Below are 21,289 nucleotides of genomic sequence, written 5' to 3'. Positions count from 1 at the left end.
GATTATCATCACCACTAAACTAAGAATATGGTGGCGAGCCCCAGAAAGATGAAAAAGCCGCCAGTATCAGTGATAGCTGTGATCATGACACTGGAGCCGATGGCCGGATCACGACCTAAACGAGCCATGGTCATCGGGATAATCACGCCCATCAAGGCGGCCATTAATAAGTTTAAGATCATCGCCAACGTCATTACGCCGCCCATAGCGGGATCGTTATAGAGGAAGTAGGTCACAACGCCCATAATCCCTCCCCAGACTAAACCATTAATCAGTGCGACACCCAATTCTCTCAGCATTAGGAAGGTGACGTTACCTTGCTGAATATGGTGTAGAGCCAAAGCACGAACAATCATGGTAATGGTTTGATTCCCCGTATTTCCGCCAATACCGGCGACAATGGGCATCAATGCTGCCAGTGCAACTAACTGTGAGATGGTATCTTCAAATAAGCCGATAACCCTTGAAGCAACAAAGGCGGTACAGAGATTGATAGCCAGCCATGACCAGCGAGTCCGAACCGCGCGGCCGACGGGGGAGAACACATCTTCCTCTGGGCTTAAGCCCCCCATTCGTCTTAACGTGGTATCACTCTCTTCATTGACCACGTCAACGATCTCTTCGATGGTCAAGCGGCCCATCAGTTTACCTTTGGCATCAATGACCGCGGCACTGATTAAGTCATAACGTTCAAAGGCACCCGCGGCGTCTTCCGCTTTCTGCTCCGGCTGGAACGTTGTCGGATTGCTCTCCATCACCTGAAAAACTTTGGTATCAGGTGCATTGAGGAGAATCGCTGTCAGGGGAAGTTCACCGAGCAGGGTATTTTTGCGATCAATGACGAAGAGTTTATCTGTGGCATCAGGAATATTCTTTCGATAGCGCAAATAGCGCTGCACTGTTGCCAACGTAACGTCAGCACGCACAGTCACCAGCTCGAAATCCATCATCTGACCGACGGTATCGCGAGCATACTGAATCACTTCACGTACGCGGGCGCGCTGGGCCGGATCCAATGACGTGAGCAACCGACCCATCAAGTTTCGCGGCAGATATTCAGCCAGATAAGCCTGTTCGTCGACATGCAAGGTACGCATTGCCTTTAACAGGTCTTTATCGCTCATCTCTTTGATCAGGGTATCCCACACAGTTTCAGAGACTTCAACCAGTGTGTGGCCGCGTTTCTCGTTTTTGACTAACCGCCATAATGCCAAACGTTCGTCATTGGGTAATGCTTCGAGTAAGTCAGCAAGGTCAGCTGCGTGCAGGTCATCAAGCAGGCTTTTTATTTCAGCTGTTTTTTCAATTAGTTGCTCATCACTGAGTGTGTTTTTGTCATCCTGACGGCCAAGAATACTGTCAACCAAGTCTTTATTATTCAATAACAGGGAAAGAATTCGATTGCGTACTTCAGCCAGTTTTTTAGCATTATTTTTAGCTTTATTTTTTACAACACCAGAAAGGGGCGTTGGGATGATAGGCACTGGCATAGTGTGTCCTTGATTCTAAATATATCCTTCAACTTTCAAGTTGTAGGAGCATTGGCTACTTTCGTTTATCGAGTCTTTCTCGAAGGCGATCCTGTGTCTTGAAACCTATGGATATGAATCTATGGGCTAAGATCAGTCTCATGAGGCCCCGGCAGCTCGCCGTCCACAGTTTGCTCAAGTTCTTGTGATTGCCTACGTTCTTGATGGTGAGAAATAGAGGCGATCCCCGCATACAATAAGCGGCCAAATAAAATGAGAAAACTCACCAGCAAGATGATTTTTGTGAGTTGTGTTGAGGGTCTTCTTTTCATCTCTTGCCCTTCGCATTTGGCGATTCAGCTGTGTTAGCTGCTTTCATTCACCCGAATTACTGACTTGAGTCAGCTCATCGGGATTCATTCGTTTGCTGCCTTGCTGCATCACCAATGACTTTGGGCAAGCCCTTCGTATTTGACGATTCAGCTATGTTAGCTGCTTTCATTCACCCGAATCACTGACTTGAGTCAGTGATTCGGGATTGACTCTTATGATGCTTTCGGAGCTTCGGCTTCAGTCTCTTGCGGTGCTTCTTCAATAATCAGTTTCCAACCAACCACATCGTCCCAGTAAGCTTGCTCGCGTTCAAAATCTAGCTGTACCAGATTATTTTGCGCCAGATAACCGGCTGGGAAACGTAATGTCCAGTGACTGTCATCGGTAATCAGTTGCAGACTTTCCGGCGTGGTGGTCGACTGACGTTGATTATTCAGCAATGTACTCAAACGTAATAACTGAATTAACGGCAAATAGTGTTTTTTCTTGAATAAATTCAAGCGGGGTAGCTCATCGAGCTTAATACCTTTACGGTGCATACGTACCAAAGTTGCCAGCAATAATTGCTGTTCCTGATTGAAGCCAGGTAAGTTGGTGTTTTGCAGAATATAAGCCGAATGGCGGTGCATTCCGCTGTGATTAATGCTCAGACCGACTTCGTGCAACAGTGCCGCCCATCTCAGTAAAGCCTCGAGCTGTGGCAAGGCCAGCTTGGTATTCTGCGCCAACCACTGACCATAAAGTTGTTCGGTGGTTTCTAGCACTCGACGGGCTTGTTCCCTATCAATGTTGTAGTGCTCGGCCAGACTTTGTGCCGTGCGTTGACGGATATCCTGATGGCGGAAACGGCCTTCCATTTCATACAGCACCCCCTCACGCAGTGCACCATCGGATAAGCGTAGCTCTTTGACGGCTAAAGCATCGAACACACCACACAAGATAGCCAGCCCCGGCACGAATACCGACTGGCGATCTTCAGATAACCCCGGCAAACTCAGCGCGGAGAAATGCTTAAATTGCAATACTTGCTCAACTAGCATTTCGAGGCGTTCAGGCGTGATCAAACCGTCTTTCTCGCCCATCTCTACCAGTACTTCGTAAGTCGCTTTAATGGTGCCAGATGCCCCTAGCGCATATTGCCAGCCTTGAATCCGGTACTGCCAGGCCAAGTTTTCCAGCTTCTGTGCCGCGGCCAAACGCGCACGTTTGAAATTCGCCTTACTTATTTCGCCGTGTGGGAAAAACTGTTGAGCAAAACTGACGCACCCCATACGACGGCTTTCGACCAGCAGTGGCTCAAAATCTTCGCCAATAACCAATTCGGTGGAACCACCACCAATATCAATGACCAGTTTGCGACCTTTCTCTGGCTGGGTATGTTCAACGCCCATAAAAATCAGACGCGCTTCTTCATGACCAGAAATGATTTCAATCGGATAAGGGATGACCTCAGCTGCGCGCTTGAGGAAAGTCTCAGCATTCGCGGCTTGACGCAATGAGTGGGTACCGACAATGCAGACGTTGTCTGGTGAGAAACCCTGCAAACGCTCTGCAAATAGCGCCAAACAAGCCAGCCCTCGCTCGATGGCCTCTTCACTGAGCATATTATTGCTATCTAGACCATCAGCCAGATGCACCCGCTGCTTCAGGCGGCCTAAAACCTGCAAGGCACCGTTGACAACGCGGGCAATCACCATATGGAAGCTGTTAGATCCCAAATCGATAGCGGCAATTTCTTGCGGTTTTGTGGTAGTCGAATTATTGGTTAGCGGCATAGTTTTAGCCTTACTGCTCTGGTTGTTCCAGCGCTTTTAAATAATCATAGATGGCAATCTGTGCACGTACTTTGCGCCTGTTTCCACGCGGTACATAACGATTACTCAGTTCTTTATCAATATAACGGGCTTTTACCGTGTCGTTGAATAGCAGCTCTAAAATATCCAGTACCCGCTGTTTTAATCTCGGGTCCAGCAATGAAACTGCGACTTCGATACGATAATCAATGTTACGTGTCATCCAGTCAGCGGAAGAGAGATAGACCAGTTTGTCGCCTTTATTCTCAAAGACGTAAACCCGGTCATGCTCTAAGAAACGATCAACAATACTGGTGACCTGAATATTATCGCTGATCCCCGGCATATTTGGGATTAATGAACACATCCCACGGACTAAAAGGCGTATTTTCACCCCCGCACTGGAGGCGCTATATAACCTATCTACCAGGCCTTTATCCACTAAATTATTTATCTTCAGGGTAATCCCGGCACTTTCCCCCGCTTGAGCATGAATAATTTCCTGATCAATCAATTGATACAGCATTAAGCGCGAATTCTGCGGGGACACCATCAGATTATCGAACTTGACCGGGCGGTATGGATTTTCAATAAAGTTAAATACCCGACGCACTTCATTGGTAATACGGGCATCTGCTGTTAATAAAGAATAGTCGGTATAAATACGCGCCGTTTTTTCGTTAAAATTGCCGGTGCCGATATGGGCATAGCGCACGATCTCTTCGCCTTCAAGACGGGAGATAAGGAATAACTTGGCGTGAATCTTCAAACCCGGCGCGGAGAAAATAACGTGTACACCGGCAGCCGTTAGACTTTTGGCCCAATGAATATTGGCTTCTTCATCAAACCGCGCCTGTAATTCCACGACCACCGTCACTTTCTTACCATTATGGGCGGCATGGATCATTGATTCGATAATACGAGAATCTTTCGCGACGCGATAAATATTGATTTTAATCGCCAATACGCTTGGGTCGAATGATGCCTGGCGTAGCAATTCTAAAACGTGCTCGAAGGTGTGATAGGGGTAATACAGCAATACATCCTGTTCACGAATGGCATCAAAACCGTTGCGGAATTTATCAAACCAAATATGGCGCAGGCGCGGCATTGGCCGGTTAACCAAATTGCTTTTGCCTACATTGGGGAAGTTAATAAAATCTTTGAAATTATGATAACGACCACCGGCGATGACGGAATCATCGTTCGAGATCCCCAATTTATCGCGCAGTAACTCCACCATTTCATCGGGCATATCCCGCTGATAAACAAAGCGCACCGGCTCGGCAGTGAGACGTTGTTTCAGGCTCGATGACATCAATTCCAACAGGCTGGATTCCATTTCTGTGACCAAATCATATTCGGCATCACGGGTCATCTTCATGGAGTAGGCATTGAGCGCATCATAATCAAAGAAGCCTTTAAAAATCTCGTCAAGGCAATACCTTAAAATATTATCTAACAATATCATTGGCTTGCGTCGGCGAGGGGCTTCTGGTGGTAAATTAACAAAGCGCGGGACTTTATCTGACGGGATTTCCAACAGGGCATAAGCAATGTCCTGACCTCGGATAATCTCTACCGCCAAATAGGTGTAATCATCTTTGAGAAATTGCACCAAATTGGTGTCGTGGTTAATCAGGATCGGCGTGATGTGTTGGCGCAGATGCTGTTTAAAATATTGTTTTAGCCAGACTTGCTGATTTTCGGAAATTTGCCGCTCATTAATCAAGAATATTTGATTACGCGCCATCTCCAGCAATAAGTCGTTATATAGCCCGTCAAATTCTTGATCAGCTTTAACCACTTTGCTTTGAATTTTTTTCAGCAAATGGCGAGACGTTACAGCAGAGCCTTGCTCTTCACTAATCAGAATGCGCCGTTTCAGATCAGCGAAACGGACTTTATAAAACTCATCAAGATTATTGGAGTAAATACCAAGGAACCGCATCCGCTCAATGAGTGGATTGCTCTTATCCGCCGCTTCCTGCAATACCCGCTCATTAAAAGATAACCAACTGAGTTCTTTTTCGGTGTAGAGCTTTTCCTGACCCATTGCAACTCCAGTAAGATTATTGTGGGAGTATTTAGTGTCCATAATCATTATTGCGAAAGATTGACAAGAAAGTCCAACAGATATCATGAGTTAACTTGATTGACCGCCGTCATAAACATTGTCATGCAAACGCCACAAAACTGACATAAGATACTCGGTCATCTTAGGGTATAGATGATTGATTGGATTAATAACAAGATAGACGGGATATGGCGTAAGGGCATGGGGCAATCGAAGATTATGCAGCAAGCGGGCGTAGTAACACAATCAGGGAGAGATAAACGCCGGGCTGTCATTGAACGTCTTGTGCGTATGGTCGTCACGGGTAGTGGCCTACTGGTTTTACTCACCCTAATGCTAATTTTCGTTTATTTATTGTACGCGGTGCTGCCCCTGTTTAAATCGGCCTCCATCGCGTGGCAAGAACCCTTTGCCGTGAATCGCAGTGCGCCCACGCTTGTGCTGGGGGTTGATGCTTCGGGGCAGATAGGATATCGCATTGATCAACAAGGCAAAGGTTATTTTATTCGACTCAAGGCCATGGGGGAATATCCCGCCGGGAGTTTAATTAGTGAACAGGTGCTATCACCACCGCCGGTCTCGATCAGCCGTGCTGCGGGTGGGCAACCGCTGTATGGTGTAGGGCTAAGTAATGGCCGTTTTCTGCTGCTACAACCCGATTTTTCTACCACACCGCCGCGCTGGCAATTTCCGCTTGGTGAATCACCGCGTTTTATGGATTTAACAGGCCAGCGCCTGAGTCAATTGGTTCTGGCAGAGCCGCAACCACAACAATTTTCTATTGCTGCCGTGACCGAGGATGGCCGAGTGATGGCCGGGAGGTTTAACGCGCAGGGGCAGCAGGTCACTGAACTGGCGAACGCGCCCAAGACCATCAACCAGTTATTGTTGACGCCAGATGGGCGTTTACTTTATCTCTTGTCCGAGCATCAGCTGTATATCTACCAATTCGGCACGGAGCCGACATTGCGCGAAATAGTGCCTTTGCTTGATGACCCATCGCCATTAAAAGGTGCATTAAACCTCTCTTTACTGGTGGGGGGAAAATCACTGTTGGTACAATCGCCTGATGGGGTATTAAGCCAATGGCAAGATGTGCCAAAAGCGCCAGATAATCAATACCATCTGACACGCATTCGTAGCTTTACTCCCTCAGGTAAGGGCTTACTCACGACTGAAAATACGCGTCGGGTATTTGCTTCACTGTCTCCACAAGGTGAGTTATCACTCTTCTCCAGTATTCAGTCAGCGCCGCTATTGCAACATCAACTGGCACAAGGCATCACCCATGCCGCGTTCTCGCCTTGGGGGGATAATCTGCTGGTTGAGAACGCCGCAGGTTGGTCAGCTTACTCTGTTGAGAATCGCTACCCTGACATTAGCTGGCGTAGCTTATGGCAACGGGTATGGTACGAAGATTATCCTGAACCCGCTTATGTTTGGCAGTCGAGTTCAGCACAAGAGAGTTATCAAGCCAAATTCAGCCTAATACCCATTATCTTCGGCACCTTAAAGGCGGCAGGTTACGCCATGTTATTCGCCGTTCCGCTGGCATTAGCAGGGGCGATTTATACCGCCTATTTTATGTCGGCAGGCCTACGCCGAGTCGTGAAACCGACTATTGAGATGATGGGCGCATTCCCCACGGTGGTTATCGGTCTGGTCGCTGGCATTTGGTTAGCACCGGTAATTGAACATTATCTGACCGGGGTTTTATTGCTACCGCCCTTATTGGCTCTGACTATTTTATTGTGTGGTTGGGGTAGCGCTTGGTTGTCGGCAAAAACACAGCGGCCATTACCTGCGGGTTGGGATGTGATGATATTGCTGCCCGTTATTGTGTTGACGGGTTGGCTGGCATTGTGGTTGGGACCAAAACTGGCCGTAGGGGTATTGGGCGTGCCGTTACATGAATGGTTGGGCGATAACTATTCTCAGCGCAACGCGCTAGTGGTTGGTATCGCCATGGGATTTGCCCTAATCCCCGTCATTTTCTCGCTGGCCGAAGATGCTTTATTCAGTGTGCCACCGTCATTGAGCCAAGGTTCGCTGGCGTTGGGGGCCACACCGTGGCAGACGTTAATTCATGTGGTATTGCCCTCGGCTTATGCGGGTATTTTTTCTGCATTAATGATTGGTTTTGCCCGTGCGGTAGGCGAGACCATGATTGTACTGATGGCGACTGGCAACACCCCTATTATTGATGGCAGCATTTTTCAGGGGTTACGAGCGATGGCGGCCAATATTGCCATTGAAATGCCGGAAGCTGTGGTCGGGAGTGGTCACTATCGGGTGCTATTCCTGACGGCCTTGGTTCTGTTTTGTTTCACGTTCTTAGTCAACACACTTGCCGAGTCAATTCGTCTGCGGTTGCGTGAACGCTATCAGACGGAGCAGGTTGCGTGATGACAAAGAGTGTAACGGCGGGGTTGACCAAAAAATGGTTTGCATCTGGGTCACCGTGGATTTGGCTAACGGCGGGGGCAGTCAGCATCAGTTTGTTGGCCCTGTTAGGTATCGTCTTATTGTTAGCCGGCCAAGGAATGCGCTATTTCTGGCCCAGCCCGGTTTATCTGTTTGAACTCAAGCAAACGGCAGCAGGCCCCGTCAACGTGATTGGTGAGATTTACCAACAACAATCACTGTCGCGCCAGCAATTAGCGCAATCGGGAGTTGTTTTACCGCCAGAGGCGGGAGATACCGTAACCCGTTATCTGATTAAAACGGGTAACCGTGAGGTGCAAGGGCAAGATTTCCATCGTCTTTTGGACAGCGATATTCAGCAGCGCAGCCAACCTAAAGATTTGCTGGTATTAGACCGCCAGCACAATGGCACTGCTTACGGTTTTCTGGCAGGAATGCTTGATAACGGCCAGCCGGTGGTGGGGAATGACTTGGCTCAGGAACTGCAAAAACGGATTCCGGTGGTCCAAGCCTTGGTTCAGCAGTCTAAAGATATTCAGTTTCGCCAAATGAATATGCTTAATCAGCAATTTGAGGCACTTCGGCTGGAGAAAAAACGCCTGCAAATGACCGGTGATTTTGACAGCAAATCACAAGACCGTTTTGAGGCGGAGTGGGGGGAGTTGCAGCGTAGTTATCAGGCGATGATGGAGAAATTGCGTGGTCTGCAAATGGACCAAGACCGCTATACCCTGCTGTTGCGAGATATGAATGGGCAAATTCATCCACTGTCACTGAGCCAGATCAATCGGGCTTGGTATCCCAATGATATGAGCTTTTCGCAGAAGTTGAGCCATTGGGCGGCACAAACACATAAGTTTCTGACTGACAACCCCCGTAATACCAACACGGAAGGGGGTGTATTCCCCGCTATTTTTGGCACCGTATTAATGGTGATATTGATGTCTATCGTGGTCATGCCATTGGGGGTGATCGCAGCGGTGTATTTACATGAGTATGCAGGTAAAAACTGGCTCACTCGGATGATCCGTATTTCTGTGGTGAATCTGGCTGGGGTACCTTCCATTGTTTATGGTGTATTTGGCCTCGGTTTCTTTGTCTATTTGATTGGCGGCTCGCTGGATAAACTGTTTTACCCCGAAGCGCTCCCCAACCCGACATTCGGCACGCCGGGCGTGCTATGGGCGGCATTAACGCTGGCCTTATTGACATTGCCGGTGGTGATTGTGGCCACGGAAGAGGGGCTATCACGTATTCCTGCCAGCTTGCGGCAAGGTTCGTTAGCTCTCGGTGCCAGTAAGGCCGAGACCTTGTGGCATATTGTATTACCAATGGCCGCTCCTGCGATGATTACCGGGCTAATTCTTGCGGTAGCGCGTGCCGCAGGGGAGACGGCTCCGTTGATGCTGGTTGGTGTTGTCAAATCTGCACCACTCCTGCCGGTTGATGGGGTTTTTCCGTTCCTCCATTTAGAACGCAAATTTATGCATTTAAGCTTCCAGATTTACGATATGGCTTTCCAAAGCCCCAATGTGGAAGCGGCACGGCCATTAGTTTTCGCCACTGCACTGTTGTTGGTTATTATTGTTGTTGGACTTAATTTGGCCGCTATCGGAATTCGTCATCATCTACGTGAAAAATACCGAGGTTTGATGCTGTGATTGAATTGTTTAACCCGCAGGATAACATATGGGACTTCTGATGCCTGATTCGCTGCCGTTATTTGATGTGCAGCAATTGACCCACGAGCAAACTGCACTGGCGGTAGAGAAGCTCAATTTATTTTATGGCGATAAACAGGTGCTGCACGATATTTCATTTAATGTGCCCAAACATCGTGTTACTGCGCTTATTGGCCCTTCCGGCTGTGGCAAGTCAACATTATTGCGCTGTTTCAATCGCATGAATGATTTGTTGGATAACTGTCATCTTGAAGGTGAAATTCGCCTTGGCGACGAAATTATCACAGATAAAACTACCGATGTTGCCGCATTGCGCCGGCGGGTAGGGATGGTGTTTCAGCGACCTAACCCATTCCCCAAATCAATTTATGAAAACGTGGTATACGGCCTGCGCTTACAAGGAATGCGTGATAGGCGGGTGCTGGATGATGCTGTCGAGCGCTCTCTGCGCGCAGCGGCCTTGTGGCACGAGGTCAAAGACCGACTGCGTGAAAATGCGTTTCGTCTCTCTAGTGGGCAGCAGCAGCGTTTAGTGATAGCCAGAGCTATTGCGATTGAGCCAGAAGTATTGTTATTGGATGAGCCAACATCGGCGCTAGACCCTATCTCAACCCTAACTATTGAAGAGTTAATCACCACATTAAAGCAGCAATATACCGTGGTATTAGTCACTCATAATATGCAGCAGGCAGCCCGAGTTTCAGACTACACCGCCTTTATTCATCAAGGGACGCTGGTGGAATACAATGATACCGATGCTTTGTTTACTTCACCGCATCAGCGGCGGACGGAGGATTATATTACCGGGCGTTATGGCTAGCACCCTTCATCTTTCAAGCCGCAGGGGTGTTGGCTGCTTTCATTCACCCGAATCACTTACCGATGTAAGCTCATCGGGATTCTCTCTCTTGCCGCCTTCCTGCAACTCGACATCTTTTGGGTCTATGTGGTCGACATCTTTCAAGCCGCAGGGGTGTTGGCTGCTTCTGGTCATTGGGTAGCAATAAGCATTTCTCAGGTTTTCACTTTATTTATCTCGCGTGATTTAAGTTTACACTTTCATGTGTCGCTGCTTATCTAAGTGACTATTGAATGGAAGCGTTAAGTGAAAGAATTACTGATAACTCAGCCTGATTTTATGGATACATTTCGCTGTGCGGGAACAGCATGTCGGGAGCACTGTTGTAAAAATCAGCATGTCATGCTTGATAGAAACCGTTATCAGAAATATATCAAAAGCCCTTATTCCGATATTAAACGTATTGCCGTTACCGAGATTTCTGTCACTCAAGCCAGCCTTGCGAGTTGGGCCAATATTATCCCTGATAACCAAGGGAATTGTCCCTTCCTTGATGAACAACAGTTATGTCAGATTTATAAACATGCAGGTATGAACGCATTAAGTCATCGTTGCGCCACTTACCCCCAAGTTGACCATATTTATAAAAATCAAAAAATTAAAAGTATGTTACTTTCCTGCCCGGAGGTTACCCGGCAGGTTTTATTTTCATCTAATGCATTAACATTACGTTTTTCTACTATCAACCAATATGACTATTACAAAGCACCTGAGATTGTGACTGAGGAGCGGTTGGTCAATCGTGCCTGTGCCACAATAACAGTGACCATTCCACGGGCCTCTATTGAAGAAAACCTGTGGGCGATAAACCAATTTTTGTACAGTTATCAAGTCAGCTATGATGTGAACAAAAATAAAATAGCCGAGATAGACAATCTGCGCATTGAATTAACGGCAAAAATAGAGGCGGGGGAGGCTGCTGATGCATTAATGGTTGTAGATGACGCACCGCTAATTCGTCGTGAACTCTTAGATTGCTTACGAGACTTTATGACTCAACTGCCTAATATTCGTGGAAGAAAAACACTGTCTATTTATACGGATACATTGCTGGAAAACTTCGCCGATAGACATCGTGATGTTGATAATAATGAACAGAAATTAAGTAACTTATGGCCGCAGCATATATGGCCTTTTTTCATACAACACAATTTAGTCTTTCGTCATTATTTTCTCTATCGTATTCACCATGATCAATTAGCTATGGGGGAAAAGCCAGCAGCCACAGTATTTAATCTACAGATTATTGATTATTTTTATTTAAAATTATTAATCAGTGCTCACCTCGCTAAAAATGAACAAATTAGTGACGATGATGTGGTTGATATTATCTATTCGTATCATGCTTGTCGTGAGTCCACTGACAGCGTCAGTCAGCAGTTTATGCAACAACTGACCGATTTTGCGGTAAGAGATGATTTTTCCATATTATCTTTACTCGTGTGAAAGAACATTTTCTCATGCGATTTAAGTTGGCCTGTGATTGTGTCGCTAGTTATCTATAAATGAGCAGTGATAAACAGGACTCTATTTCGTGAAAGAATTACAGATTATTCAACCGGACTTTGTCAAAAACTTCAATTGTATCGGTTCAGATTGCCGTGATCATTGTTGCAACGGCTGGGATATTGGTATCGATAAAAATACTTATCGTAAATATAAAAGTAGCCAAAACAAAACCATTCGGAATATTGCAATAAAGAATATTTTAGTCACTCGTACTAGCTTAGATGACTGGGCTAAAATTCGCCTTAAAGAAGATGGCAATTGTCCTTATCTTGATGAAGCTCGCTTGTGTGAAGTTCATAAGCGATTGGGGGGGGAGGCATTGAGCCATACATGTTCAACTTACCCACGAAGTCATCATCAATATCAATCCGAGAAATTTAATACGTTGACGTTGTCCTGCCCAGAGGTGACCCGATTAGTCCTGTTTAATCCTGATGCATTTCACTTTAACCATGAAGTGATAAACCAGAAAAATTATTTTAACGAGAGGAATATTAGCCCTGAAGGGCAGATGATTAATTTTTATTGCAATCAACTTATCCTTGTCCCTAATGAGAACTTTGAAGAGAATATTTATGGGGCGAATATTTTTATTCACTGTTGCCAAGATATTGATAAAAATTTAGAAGATAAAATACCGACAATCACAGGGCTATATGAGGCAATTTATACCAAGTTGGTATCGGGCGAGATAGGCAATGAAATGGTTAATATTCCATTCAATGCAAATGCACGCTGGCATTTTTTGATGATGTTTCAACGGCGGACGGTGAGCGCTTTACAGGTTAGAGGTCAAAAAATGTTGTTTAATTATATGGCCTTCTTAATTCATCACTTAATGAATGATGTGGATATTAATCAGCTAGAAGTACGCATGGCGTTGCTGAGCTCCACATGGAATAACAAAGTGATGCCTTTACTTAATCAACATCCACATATTTTACGTAATTTATTTCAGTATAACTTCTACCATAATCAGTTTGCATTGAGTGAAACCGAAGCGTTAAATAAAGATTTTTACGCCTATACTATTGATTACTTCATTATTAAATCGGTTATTAGCGCTTTTGTGATACATAATGACTCTTTAAGTGAGGACGATATTATCAATATTGTTTATTCATATAATATCTTTAGATTACATAATAAAGGTGCCCAAAACTTTTTGTTATCAAACATAGATGCAGTTAATGAGAATGATAATATCACCTTGCTTAACTTATTGAATTGATTGTATTCATATGTATTGGGGCCATGTGGCCCCAATCGACTAAGCACTCTTTATCGATGGCGTTTTATATTTAGCCAAGTATTGGGGCTGGAAAATGCACATACGAATGGCTGTGCGGTATTCACCATTGATAAAGAACTCTTGTTTCAGCTCACCTTCCAGTTCAAAGCCTAATTTGCTATAGATATGGATGGCTTTTTTATTCTCTTTATCGACGATCAGATAAAGTTTATACAAGTTCAGTACAGAAAAACCGTATTCCATCGCAAGTCTGGCAGCCGAACCAGCATAACCTTTGCCTTGATGGGCTGGGTCGATAATAATTTGAAACTCAGCGCGCCGGTGAATATGGTTAATTTCGACCAATTCAACCAAACCGACTTTGACTCCCTGACCTTCAATAATAAAGCGGCGTTCACTCTGATCATGAATATGTTTGTCGTACAGATCAGACAGTTCGACAAAGGCTTCGTAAGGTTCTTCAAACCAGTAGCGCATAACACTGGCATTATTATCTAACTGATGAACAAACGGCAGATCATCCCGTTCCAGTGGACGTAACCGGACGCTGCTGGTGGTAGACATACTTATTCCTCATAGGGCGACAGCGATTGCTGCCTCTGAAAATTATACTCTTATACCCTTCGTACTTGAAGTTACAGGTGTGTTGGTTGCGGTCAGTTATCCGAATCACTTGGCTTCGTAAGCTCATTGGGATGCGTTCCCTTACCGACTTCCTGCAATTTTAATGACTTTGGGTATCATAAAAGAATAAGCAAAAAGGCGCAGACCTTATCACGGGTTGCGCCTTTATTATGTGCTTTATTGGTGACTATTCAGCCGCGTAACCTTGTATAGGTAAGCGCTCACCATCCAACCAGGCCGCATTATCACGCATCAACAGACGGCCATCGGTGAACCAACTAACTACCAGTGGATAAATATTGTGTTCTTGAGTTTGCACTCTCTCGACCACATCCTCTTCACTATCATCACTGAAAATCGGGACTTTGGCTTGCAGGATAACGGGGCCGCCATCCAGCTCTTCAGTAACAAAATGTACCGAAGTGCCATGTTCCTGATCACCATTTTCCAGAGCCTGCCGATGGGTGTGCAAACCGGGATACTTCGGCAATAAGGAAGGGTGGATATTCAACATCCGGCCAGCATAATGCTGCACAAATTCCGGGCTGAGAATACGCATGTAACCCGCCAACACCAGTAAATCAGGCTGATATTGATCAATAGCCTGCGCCAATGCTAAATCAAAACTAGCACGGTCAGAGAATGCTTGAGCATCCAGCGCGTGAGCCGGAATCTCAGCTTGTGCCGCACGTTCCAAACCATAAGCCTGCGGATTATTGCTGAACACTGCACTGATTGTGCCTGCAATACGCCCTTGCTGCTGGGCGTCTATCAGTGCTTGCAAGTTGCTGCCCTGGCCGGAGACCAAAACTACGATTTTTTTCATATACCCTTCGTACTTGAAGCTGCAGGGGTGTTAGCTGCGCTCACTCACCCGAATCACTTACCTAAGTAAGCTCATCGGGATTCATTTACTTGCTGCCTGCCTGCCACTTCAATAACTTTGGGTATACCCTTCGACTTGAAGCTACAGGGGTGTTAGCTACGCTCACTCACCCGAATCACTTACCTAAGTAGGCTCATCGGGATTCATTTACTTGCTGCCTACCTGCCACTTCAATAACTTTGGGTATACCCTTCGACTTGAAGCTGCAGGGGCTAATGCCGTAAATAATATTATTGGTTAATAATAACCTGCTCTGCGCCTTCATTCGCAGCAGCAATTACGCCAATTTTCCAGGCTTTCTCACCCGATGCCGTCAGTAACTCAACTGCACGGTCAGCCAGTTCCGCCGGAAGGGCAACAACCATCCCGACACCGCAGTTAAATGTCCGATACATTTCGTGGCGGCTAACATTGCCGGCTTGCTGTAACCAGCTAAATACCGCAGGCCACTGCCAGCTTGTTTCGTCGATGACAGCTTGAGTCCCTTGTGGCAACACGCGCGGGATATTTTCCCAGAAACCGCCACCGGTCAGGTGAGCAATAGCGTGGATCTCCAGTTGCTCAATCAGACTAAGGATTGATTTGACGTAAATTTTGGTCGGCTCCAGCAGATGGTCAGCCAAAGATTTACCTTCTAATTGGGTCTGTTCCGGGTTGGTATGACTCACTTCCAGAATTTTACGTACCAGTGAATACCCATTGGAATGTGGGCCGCTGGCACCTAAAGCAACCAGAACATCACCGGGGGCAACTTTGCTGCCATCGATAATTTCAGATTTTTCGACCACGCCGACACAGAAGCCAGCGACGTCATAATCTTCACCGTGGTACATGCCCGGCATTTCGGCAGTTTCGCCACCAACCAGTGCACAACCTGATTGTTTACACCCTTCGGCAATCCCGGTAATGACACTGGCGGCAGTGTCTACATCCAGTTTGCCTGTAGCAAAATAGTCAAGGAAGAATAGCGGTTCTGCGCCTTGAACAACCAAGTCATTGACGCACATAGCGACTAAATCGATACCGATGGTATCGTGGCGTTTCAGGTCCATTGCTAGACGTAGCTTGGTGCCTACGCCATCGGTGCCTGAAACTAAAATAGGTTCACGGTATTTTTGCGGCAAAGCGCACAGGGCACCGAACCCGCCCAGTCCACCCATGACTTCAGGGCGACGGGTCTGTTTAACCACACCTTTTATGCGATCAACAAGGTCATTGCCGGCATCAATATCTACACCTGCGTCTTTATAGCTGAGAGAGGTTTTGTTGGTCACTGCGAGGTCCCCACGGCGGTTGGCTGTTTGAGCTTAGGAAGAAAACGCGACAATTCTAACAGCGCAGGCAAACGTTTGCGAGTAGCTTGTGATATCACCCTGATTTTTAGCTTTCTTGACTTAATAATGATTTTCTATTGATCTGAATCAGGCTATTCATTGTGGCGTTCAAAAAAAAAGGCGGTATAATCTCGCGATTTTTTTGGCCGTCAGCCGCCTAACCAGGAGAAAAATAATGAAGATCGTTGAGGTGAAACACCCGCTAGTAAAACATAAACTTGGTTTGATGCGTGAGAATGACATCAGTACGAAGCGCTTTCGCGAGTTAGCGTCTGAAGTGGGAAGTTTGCTGACTTACGTGGCAACCTCTGATCTGGAAACTGAAAAAGTGACCATCGAAGGTTGGAACGGGCCGGTTGAGGTAGATCAGATTAAAGGTAAGAAAATTACGGTGGTGCCTATCCTACGTGCCGGTTTGGGCATGATGGAAGGGGTATTGGAAAACGTACCGAGCGCCCGTATCAGTGTGGTGGGTGTTTATCGTGATGAAGTGACCCTAAAACCAGTGCCATATTTCCAAAAGCTGGTTTCCAATATCAATGAGCGCATGGCATTAGTTGTCGACCCGATGTTGGCAACCGGTGGTTCAATGATTGCAACCATTGATCTGCTGAAAAAAGCCGGCTGCCAGAGTATTAAAGTCTTGGTATTGGTTGCCGCGCCTGAAGGTATCAAAGCGTTGGAGGAAGCACATCCAGACGTCGAGCTATACACCGCTTCAATCGATCAGGGCTTGAACGAACACGGTTACATTATCCCAGGGTTGGGTGATGCCGGTGATAAGATTTTCGGAACAAAATAATAAGTGATGGCCGACTTGATAGTCGGCTTTTTTTTGGTCTGCCGTCCAGAATTAAATAACCTTGCCAGAGGATAAGAGAAAATGAGCCGTCGCACCATTGGGGTCAGTGAACGTCCGCCATTATTGCAAACGATTCCCTTGAGTTTTCAACACCTGTTCGCCATGTTTGGTGCCACCGTTTTAGTGCCGATTTTATTTAAGATTAACCCGGCAACGGTATTACTGTTTAACGGCATCGGTACATTGCTGTATTTGTTTATTTGTAAGGGAAAAATCCCGGCTTATCTGGGGTCTAGTTTTGCTTTTATTTCTCCGGTTTTGCTGTTACTCCCGCTGGGGTATGAAGTCGCATTGGGTGGTTTTATCATGTGCGGCGTGCTGTTTTGTCTGGTGGCGCTGATTGTAAAAAGAGCGGGCACTGGCTGGTTAAATGTTCTCTTCCCGCCCGCGGCGATGGGGGCGATTGTTGCTGTTATTGGCCTTGAGCTAGCCGGCGTTGCTGCCGGAATGGCGGGGTTACTGCCAGCTCAAGGAGTGACAGTCGATTCAACCACCATCATCATCTCAATGGTGACATTGGGTGTGACTATTCTTGGGTCGGTGCTGTTCCGTGGTTTCTTTGCCATTATCCCTATCCTAATTGGTGTGTTGGTTGGTTATGCCTTGTCATTCGTGATGGGCGTGGTGGATTTAACACCTATCCGTGATGCTCACTGGTTTGCCTTACCGACGTTCTATACACCTCGCTTTGAGTGGTTCGCAATTTTGACTATCTTGCCAGCGGCATTGGTTGTCATTGCCGAGCACATTGGACATTTGGTAGTGACGGCGAATATTGTGAAGAAAGATTTGATTCGTGACCCAGGTCTGCATCGCTCTATGTTTGCTAATGGTATTTCGACAGTCATTTCCGGTTTCTTTGGCTCAACACCGAATACCACTTATGGCGAGAATATTGGCGTTATGGCGATTACCCGTGTTTACAGTACTTGGGTTATCGGCGGAGCTGCCGTTTTGGCCATTATGCTCTCTTGTGTCGGTAAACTTGCTGCGGCTATTCAGGCGGTCCCAGTACCGGTCATGGGCGGTGTCTCATTATTGCTGTACGGAGTGATTGCTGCTTCTGGGATCCGTGTATTGATCGAGTCAAAAGTTGATTATAACAAAGCACAAAACTTGATCTTAACCTCAGTTATCCTGATTATCGGTGTCAGTGGCGCGAAAGTGAACATCGGTGCAACTGAATTGAAAGGTATGGCACTGGCAACGGTTGTAGGTATTGGCCTGAGTTTGCTGTTCAAAGTGATCAGTATGGTTCGTACCGAAGAAGAGATTATTGACGCGCCGGAAGAAGAATCGGTGCTTAAGTAAAAGTGATATCTGGCCGAGCGGTTATTGTCGGTTCGGCCAGTTTTTCGCCTCAGTTCAGGTTTTTATGCTGTTGGAATTTTTTGTGGTAAGCTTGCCATGTTTTCCCGCCCGTTTTGTTGGTTGAGGTGCTTCTGAATACGCCGGCACAGCTTTCACTGCCACTCTATCTTCCCGATGATGAAACTTTTGCCAGTTTTTATCCGGGGGAGAACCCGTCTCTATTAGCGGCGATCCAGTCTGCTGTTCACCAGTCTCATGGTAGTTATATCTATTTCTGGTCACGCGAAGGCGGTGGCCGCAGCCATCTGTTACATGCCGCTTGCGCTGAGTTATCACAAAAAGGCGAGGCTGTCGGTTATGTTCCACTAGATAAACGGGCCTATTTTGTGCCGGAAGTCCTTGATGGCATGGAGCAGTTAGCTCTGGTTTGTATTGATAATATTGAGTGCATTGCGGGTGATGAACAGTGGGAAATGGCGATATTTAATCTCTATAACCGCATTGTGGAAACCGGCCGTACTCGCTTATTCATTACCGGTGATCGCCCGCCGCGCCAATTAAATCTTGGTTTGCCAGATTTGGCTTCTCGCCTTGATTGGGGCCAGATTTATAAATTGCAGCCGCTGTCAGATGATGAAAAATTGCAGGCTTTGCAACTGCGCGCCAAATTACGTGGTTTTGAATTACCAGAAGATGTGGGCCGTTTTCTGCTCAAACGCCTAGATCGAGAAATGCGCACCCTTTTTATGACGCTAGATCAACTTGATCGCGCTTCTATCACCGCCCAACGTAAGCTGACTATTCCTTTTGTGAAAGAGATTTTGGGGTTGTAACCCTCTGCATCCTTGGGGCGCTGCAATGTTAACTACATTCAGTTACTCAGCCCCTCCATGGGCTTCGCCTCTTCGAGGCCATCTAAATCACGATAAAATCTCAAGCACCTGTTCTGGTGGGCGGCCAATGCGTGCTTGGCCCTGATAGACCACAATGGGGCGTTCGATAAGCTTAGGATTATCACTCATCGCTTGTAGCAACTGCGCCTGCGTTAGCGCTTTATCGGCCAGATTTAGTGTTTTGTAGAGTTCTTCTTTGGTGCGCATCAATTGACGAGCATCACTAAAATCTAGCTGTTGCAGTAATTCTTTCAGTGTAGCCACCGAGGGGGGAGTATCTAAATACAAAACCACCCGTGGCTTAATATCATGTTGTTCCAGAAGAGCGAGGGTCTCTCGGCTTTTGGAACAACGCGGATTGTGATAAATCGTGACGTCTTTCATTGTAACTTTCCTTAAGACTTCTGGTACTTGCGGAAGCGCTCATTCAATTGGCGCAGCTGGTCGATGCGGGCATCATAACGAGCCTGTTCCAAACTCCCTAATTTTACGCGTGCACTGGCATCACTGAGTAGCCCGATGGCTTGTGTCAGCTTGCCACTGAGCGCCAAACTTTCCGCACGAGCGGCTAATTCTTGGTCGCGTAAACCTTGCGCCGCCGCCGCTTGTGCCAGTAAATCCCAACCATTAGGGTCATTTGGATTGGCAAAAGTATAGCGGTTCAATAATTTAACGGCGGCAGCGGGTTGCCCACCTTGAACATACGCATTAGCCAAGTTGAGCTGCAACACCGGTTGTTCAACTTTTTGAGCCGCAATGGCTTTTTGTAGCCGTTCAATAGCCGGTGCTGGTTTGTTCTGGCCTAAATCGATATCTGTCATCAAATCAAGGAACCAAATATTGCCAGGCTGTTGGGTTAATAGGGGCTGTAGTTGGTTACGGGCTTCATCATACTTTTTGGCTTGATACCACAATATGGCTTGGCCATATTTAGCCGCCAGTTGCTCACGTGTAGTGCCTTTACTCAAGGTGTCTAGCAGGTCTGGCGTCAGACTATTTTCAGTTGAACCATACATCCCCAGAATACGCACTTTGGCAAATAAATAGTCTTGCGATGAGGCAATCGGGTGCGGTTTCATCTGATTGGCACGGTTGCGAGCATCGGATAATCGGCTGTCAGGTAAGGGGTGAGTCAGCAACATTTCGGGTGGTTTTGACGCATATCGTGACTGATCGGCTAATTTTTGCAGGAAATTAGGCATAGCTTGTGGATCAAATCCTGATCGTTGCAGCACTTGGATACCAATGCGATCAGCTTCTTGCTCATTGCCTTGTGTAAAACTGATAATACCTTGCTGGGCGCCTGCCAGCGTGCCGCTTAAGCCTGCCATACCCGCTTGAGGGCTGGCCATCGTCAATAGAATAGACCCTAATACGCCAACCCATGTCAGCGGGGCCATACGTTGCTGTTCTTCCATGGCCCGCGCCAGATGGCGCTGTGTGACATGGGATATTTCATGGGCTAAGACAGAAGCAAGCTCACTTTCGTTGTCGGTATAACGGAACAAGGCTGAGTGGAGCACCACATTGCCGCCAAAGAAAGCAAAGGCGTTTATCTGATCGTTATTAACCAGGTAGAAATGAAAGGGGGTACGTACAGAGTAGGCATTGGCGACGAGGCGATTGCCTAACGTATTTACGTATTGAGTTAAGAGCGGGTCATAAATCAGCGGGGTGCTAGCGCGCATTTGGCGGACATAGAAATCCCCCATGGCTTTTTCCTGATCAATGCTCAAGGTCGCGCCTGCCGAGGTACCGATATCAGGTAGCAAGTCTTGACTCTCAGCTTTCACAGGCATGGAGCCTGTGAGCAGTAAACTACTCAGGAGTGTGGCGATCACTGTTTTGCTTAACCGACCCGTTTTACTTAACTGGCCTGTTTGACGTAACCGACTTGTTTTACGTAACCAATATGTCATAAACGAGGTTGCCCCTACTAATGTAATGACAATTAGACTCCGAGATGTGTAAGAGTTCTTCT

17 protein-coding genes are annotated in these 21,289 nt (G+C 46.7%); 8 read left to right on the top strand and 9 right to left on the bottom strand.

Going from position 1 to position 21,289, the window contains the following annotated elements; translation table 11 throughout:
- Positions 1 to 14: 14 nt before the first annotated feature.
- From mgtE to ppk1, 4 genes are all read right to left on the bottom strand, one after another.
- Positions 15 to 1,490: a magnesium transporter gene (gene mgtE, locus HUZ92_RS12490; RefSeq protein WP_050101409.1), complete on the bottom strand. Its 1,476-nt coding sequence runs from the start codon at positions 1,488 to 1,490 to the stop codon at positions 15 to 17.
- A gap of 119 nt (positions 1,491 to 1,609) precedes the next feature.
- Positions 1,610 to 1,801, bottom strand: coding sequence for a YfgG family protein (locus HUZ92_RS12485; RefSeq protein WP_050101410.1), 192 nt, complete (start codon positions 1,799 to 1,801; stop codon positions 1,610 to 1,612).
- Positions 1,802 to 2,014: 213 nt separating this feature from the next.
- Positions 2,015 to 3,577, bottom strand: coding sequence for an exopolyphosphatase (gene ppx / locus HUZ92_RS12480; RefSeq protein ID WP_050101411.1), 1,563 nt, complete (start codon positions 3,575 to 3,577; stop codon positions 2,015 to 2,017).
- Between the two features lie 10 nt (positions 3,578 to 3,587).
- A complete protein-coding gene (gene ppk1, locus HUZ92_RS12475; protein ID WP_050101412.1) occupies positions 3,588 to 5,651 on the bottom strand; it encodes a polyphosphate kinase 1 in 2,064 nt (687 codons plus the stop codon).
- Between the two features lie 240 nt (positions 5,652 to 5,891).
- Here ppk1 and HUZ92_RS12470 point away from each other — a divergent pair, with 240 nt between their 5' ends.
- From HUZ92_RS12470 to fliB (HUZ92_RS12450), 5 genes are all read left to right on the top strand, one after another.
- Positions 5,892 to 8,078 (top strand): ABC transporter permease subunit, encoded by a 2,187-nt coding sequence (locus HUZ92_RS12470; RefSeq protein ID WP_050295837.1) that lies wholly within the window; start codon positions 5,892 to 5,894, stop codon positions 8,076 to 8,078.
- Positions 8,078 to 9,757 carry a phosphate ABC transporter permease PstA gene (pstA, locus tag HUZ92_RS12465; protein WP_050101413.1) on the top strand — a complete coding sequence of 560 codons (1,680 nt, stop codon included), beginning with the start codon at positions 8,078 to 8,080 and terminating at the stop codon, positions 9,755 to 9,757. The genes HUZ92_RS12470 and pstA overlap by 1 nt, the downstream gene beginning before the upstream one ends.
- A 28-nt stretch (positions 9,758 to 9,785) precedes the next feature.
- Positions 9,786 to 10,598 carry a phosphate ABC transporter ATP-binding protein PstB gene (gene pstB, locus HUZ92_RS12460; protein ID WP_145579809.1) on the top strand — a complete coding sequence of 271 codons (813 nt, stop codon included), beginning with the start codon at positions 9,786 to 9,788 and terminating at the stop codon, positions 10,596 to 10,598.
- Positions 10,599 to 10,883: 285 nt separating this feature from the next.
- Positions 10,884 to 12,083: a flagellin lysine-N-methylase gene (gene fliB / locus HUZ92_RS12455; RefSeq protein ID WP_145579808.1), complete on the top strand. Its 1,200-nt coding sequence runs from the start codon at positions 10,884 to 10,886 to the stop codon at positions 12,081 to 12,083.
- Between the two features lie 88 nt (positions 12,084 to 12,171).
- Positions 12,172 to 13,377 (top strand): flagellin lysine-N-methylase, encoded by a 1,206-nt coding sequence (gene fliB, locus HUZ92_RS12450; protein ID WP_145579807.1) that lies wholly within the window; start codon positions 12,172 to 12,174, stop codon positions 13,375 to 13,377.
- Between the two features lie 39 nt (positions 13,378 to 13,416).
- On the opposite strand, the gene speG is transcribed toward fliB (HUZ92_RS12450), so the two are convergent.
- The 3 genes from speG to purM form a co-directional block, all read right to left on the bottom strand.
- Positions 13,417 to 13,962, bottom strand: coding sequence for a spermidine N1-acetyltransferase (speG, locus tag HUZ92_RS12445; RefSeq protein ID WP_004707799.1), 546 nt, complete (start codon positions 13,960 to 13,962; stop codon positions 13,417 to 13,419).
- A 247-nt stretch (positions 13,963 to 14,209) separates the two neighbouring features.
- Positions 14,210 to 14,848 carry a phosphoribosylglycinamide formyltransferase gene (gene purN, locus HUZ92_RS12440; RefSeq protein WP_050101416.1) on the bottom strand — a complete coding sequence of 213 codons (639 nt, stop codon included), beginning with the start codon at positions 14,846 to 14,848 and terminating at the stop codon, positions 14,210 to 14,212.
- Between the two features lie 290 nt (positions 14,849 to 15,138).
- The gene (gene purM / locus HUZ92_RS12435; protein WP_050101417.1) at positions 15,139 to 16,182 is read right to left on the bottom strand and encodes a phosphoribosylformylglycinamidine cyclo-ligase; all 1,044 of its coding nucleotides are present in this window, start codon (positions 16,180 to 16,182) and stop codon (positions 15,139 to 15,141) included.
- A gap of 235 nt (positions 16,183 to 16,417) precedes the next feature.
- Between purM and upp the strand changes: the two genes are divergently transcribed.
- From upp to hda, 3 genes are all read left to right on the top strand, one after another.
- Positions 16,418 to 17,044, top strand: a complete 627-nt coding sequence (gene upp, locus HUZ92_RS12430; RefSeq protein ID WP_050101418.1) for a uracil phosphoribosyltransferase — start codon at positions 16,418 to 16,420, stop codon at positions 17,042 to 17,044.
- Between the two features lie 81 nt (positions 17,045 to 17,125).
- Positions 17,126 to 18,415, top strand: coding sequence for a uracil permease (gene uraA, locus HUZ92_RS12425; RefSeq protein WP_050101419.1), 1,290 nt, complete (start codon positions 17,126 to 17,128; stop codon positions 18,413 to 18,415).
- 125 nt (positions 18,416 to 18,540) lie between these two features.
- Positions 18,541 to 19,248, top strand: coding sequence for a DnaA inactivator Hda (gene hda / locus HUZ92_RS12420; protein WP_050101447.1), 708 nt, complete (start codon positions 18,541 to 18,543; stop codon positions 19,246 to 19,248).
- An 87-nt stretch (positions 19,249 to 19,335) separates the two neighbouring features.
- Here the strand turns inward: hda and arsC are convergent, their stop codons facing one another.
- Together arsC and bepA are read right to left on the bottom strand one after the other, a co-directional pair.
- A complete protein-coding gene (gene arsC / locus HUZ92_RS12415) occupies positions 19,336 to 19,692 on the bottom strand; it encodes an arsenate reductase (glutaredoxin) (protein WP_145579806.1) in 357 nt (118 codons plus the stop codon).
- 11 nt (positions 19,693 to 19,703) lie between these two features.
- Positions 19,704 to 21,227 (bottom strand): beta-barrel assembly-enhancing protease, encoded by a 1,524-nt coding sequence (gene bepA / locus HUZ92_RS12410; protein WP_050101421.1) that lies wholly within the window; start codon positions 21,225 to 21,227, stop codon positions 19,704 to 19,706.
- Positions 21,228 to 21,289 lie beyond the last annotated feature (62 nt).

Source organism: Yersinia vastinensis (assembly GCF_902726565.1).
GTDB classification, from domain to species: domain Bacteria; phylum Pseudomonadota; class Gammaproteobacteria; order Enterobacterales; family Enterobacteriaceae; genus Yersinia; species Yersinia vastinensis.
The sequence above is the reverse complement of the archived record's forward strand: the minus strand, read 5'-3'. Positions and strand labels throughout refer to the sequence as shown.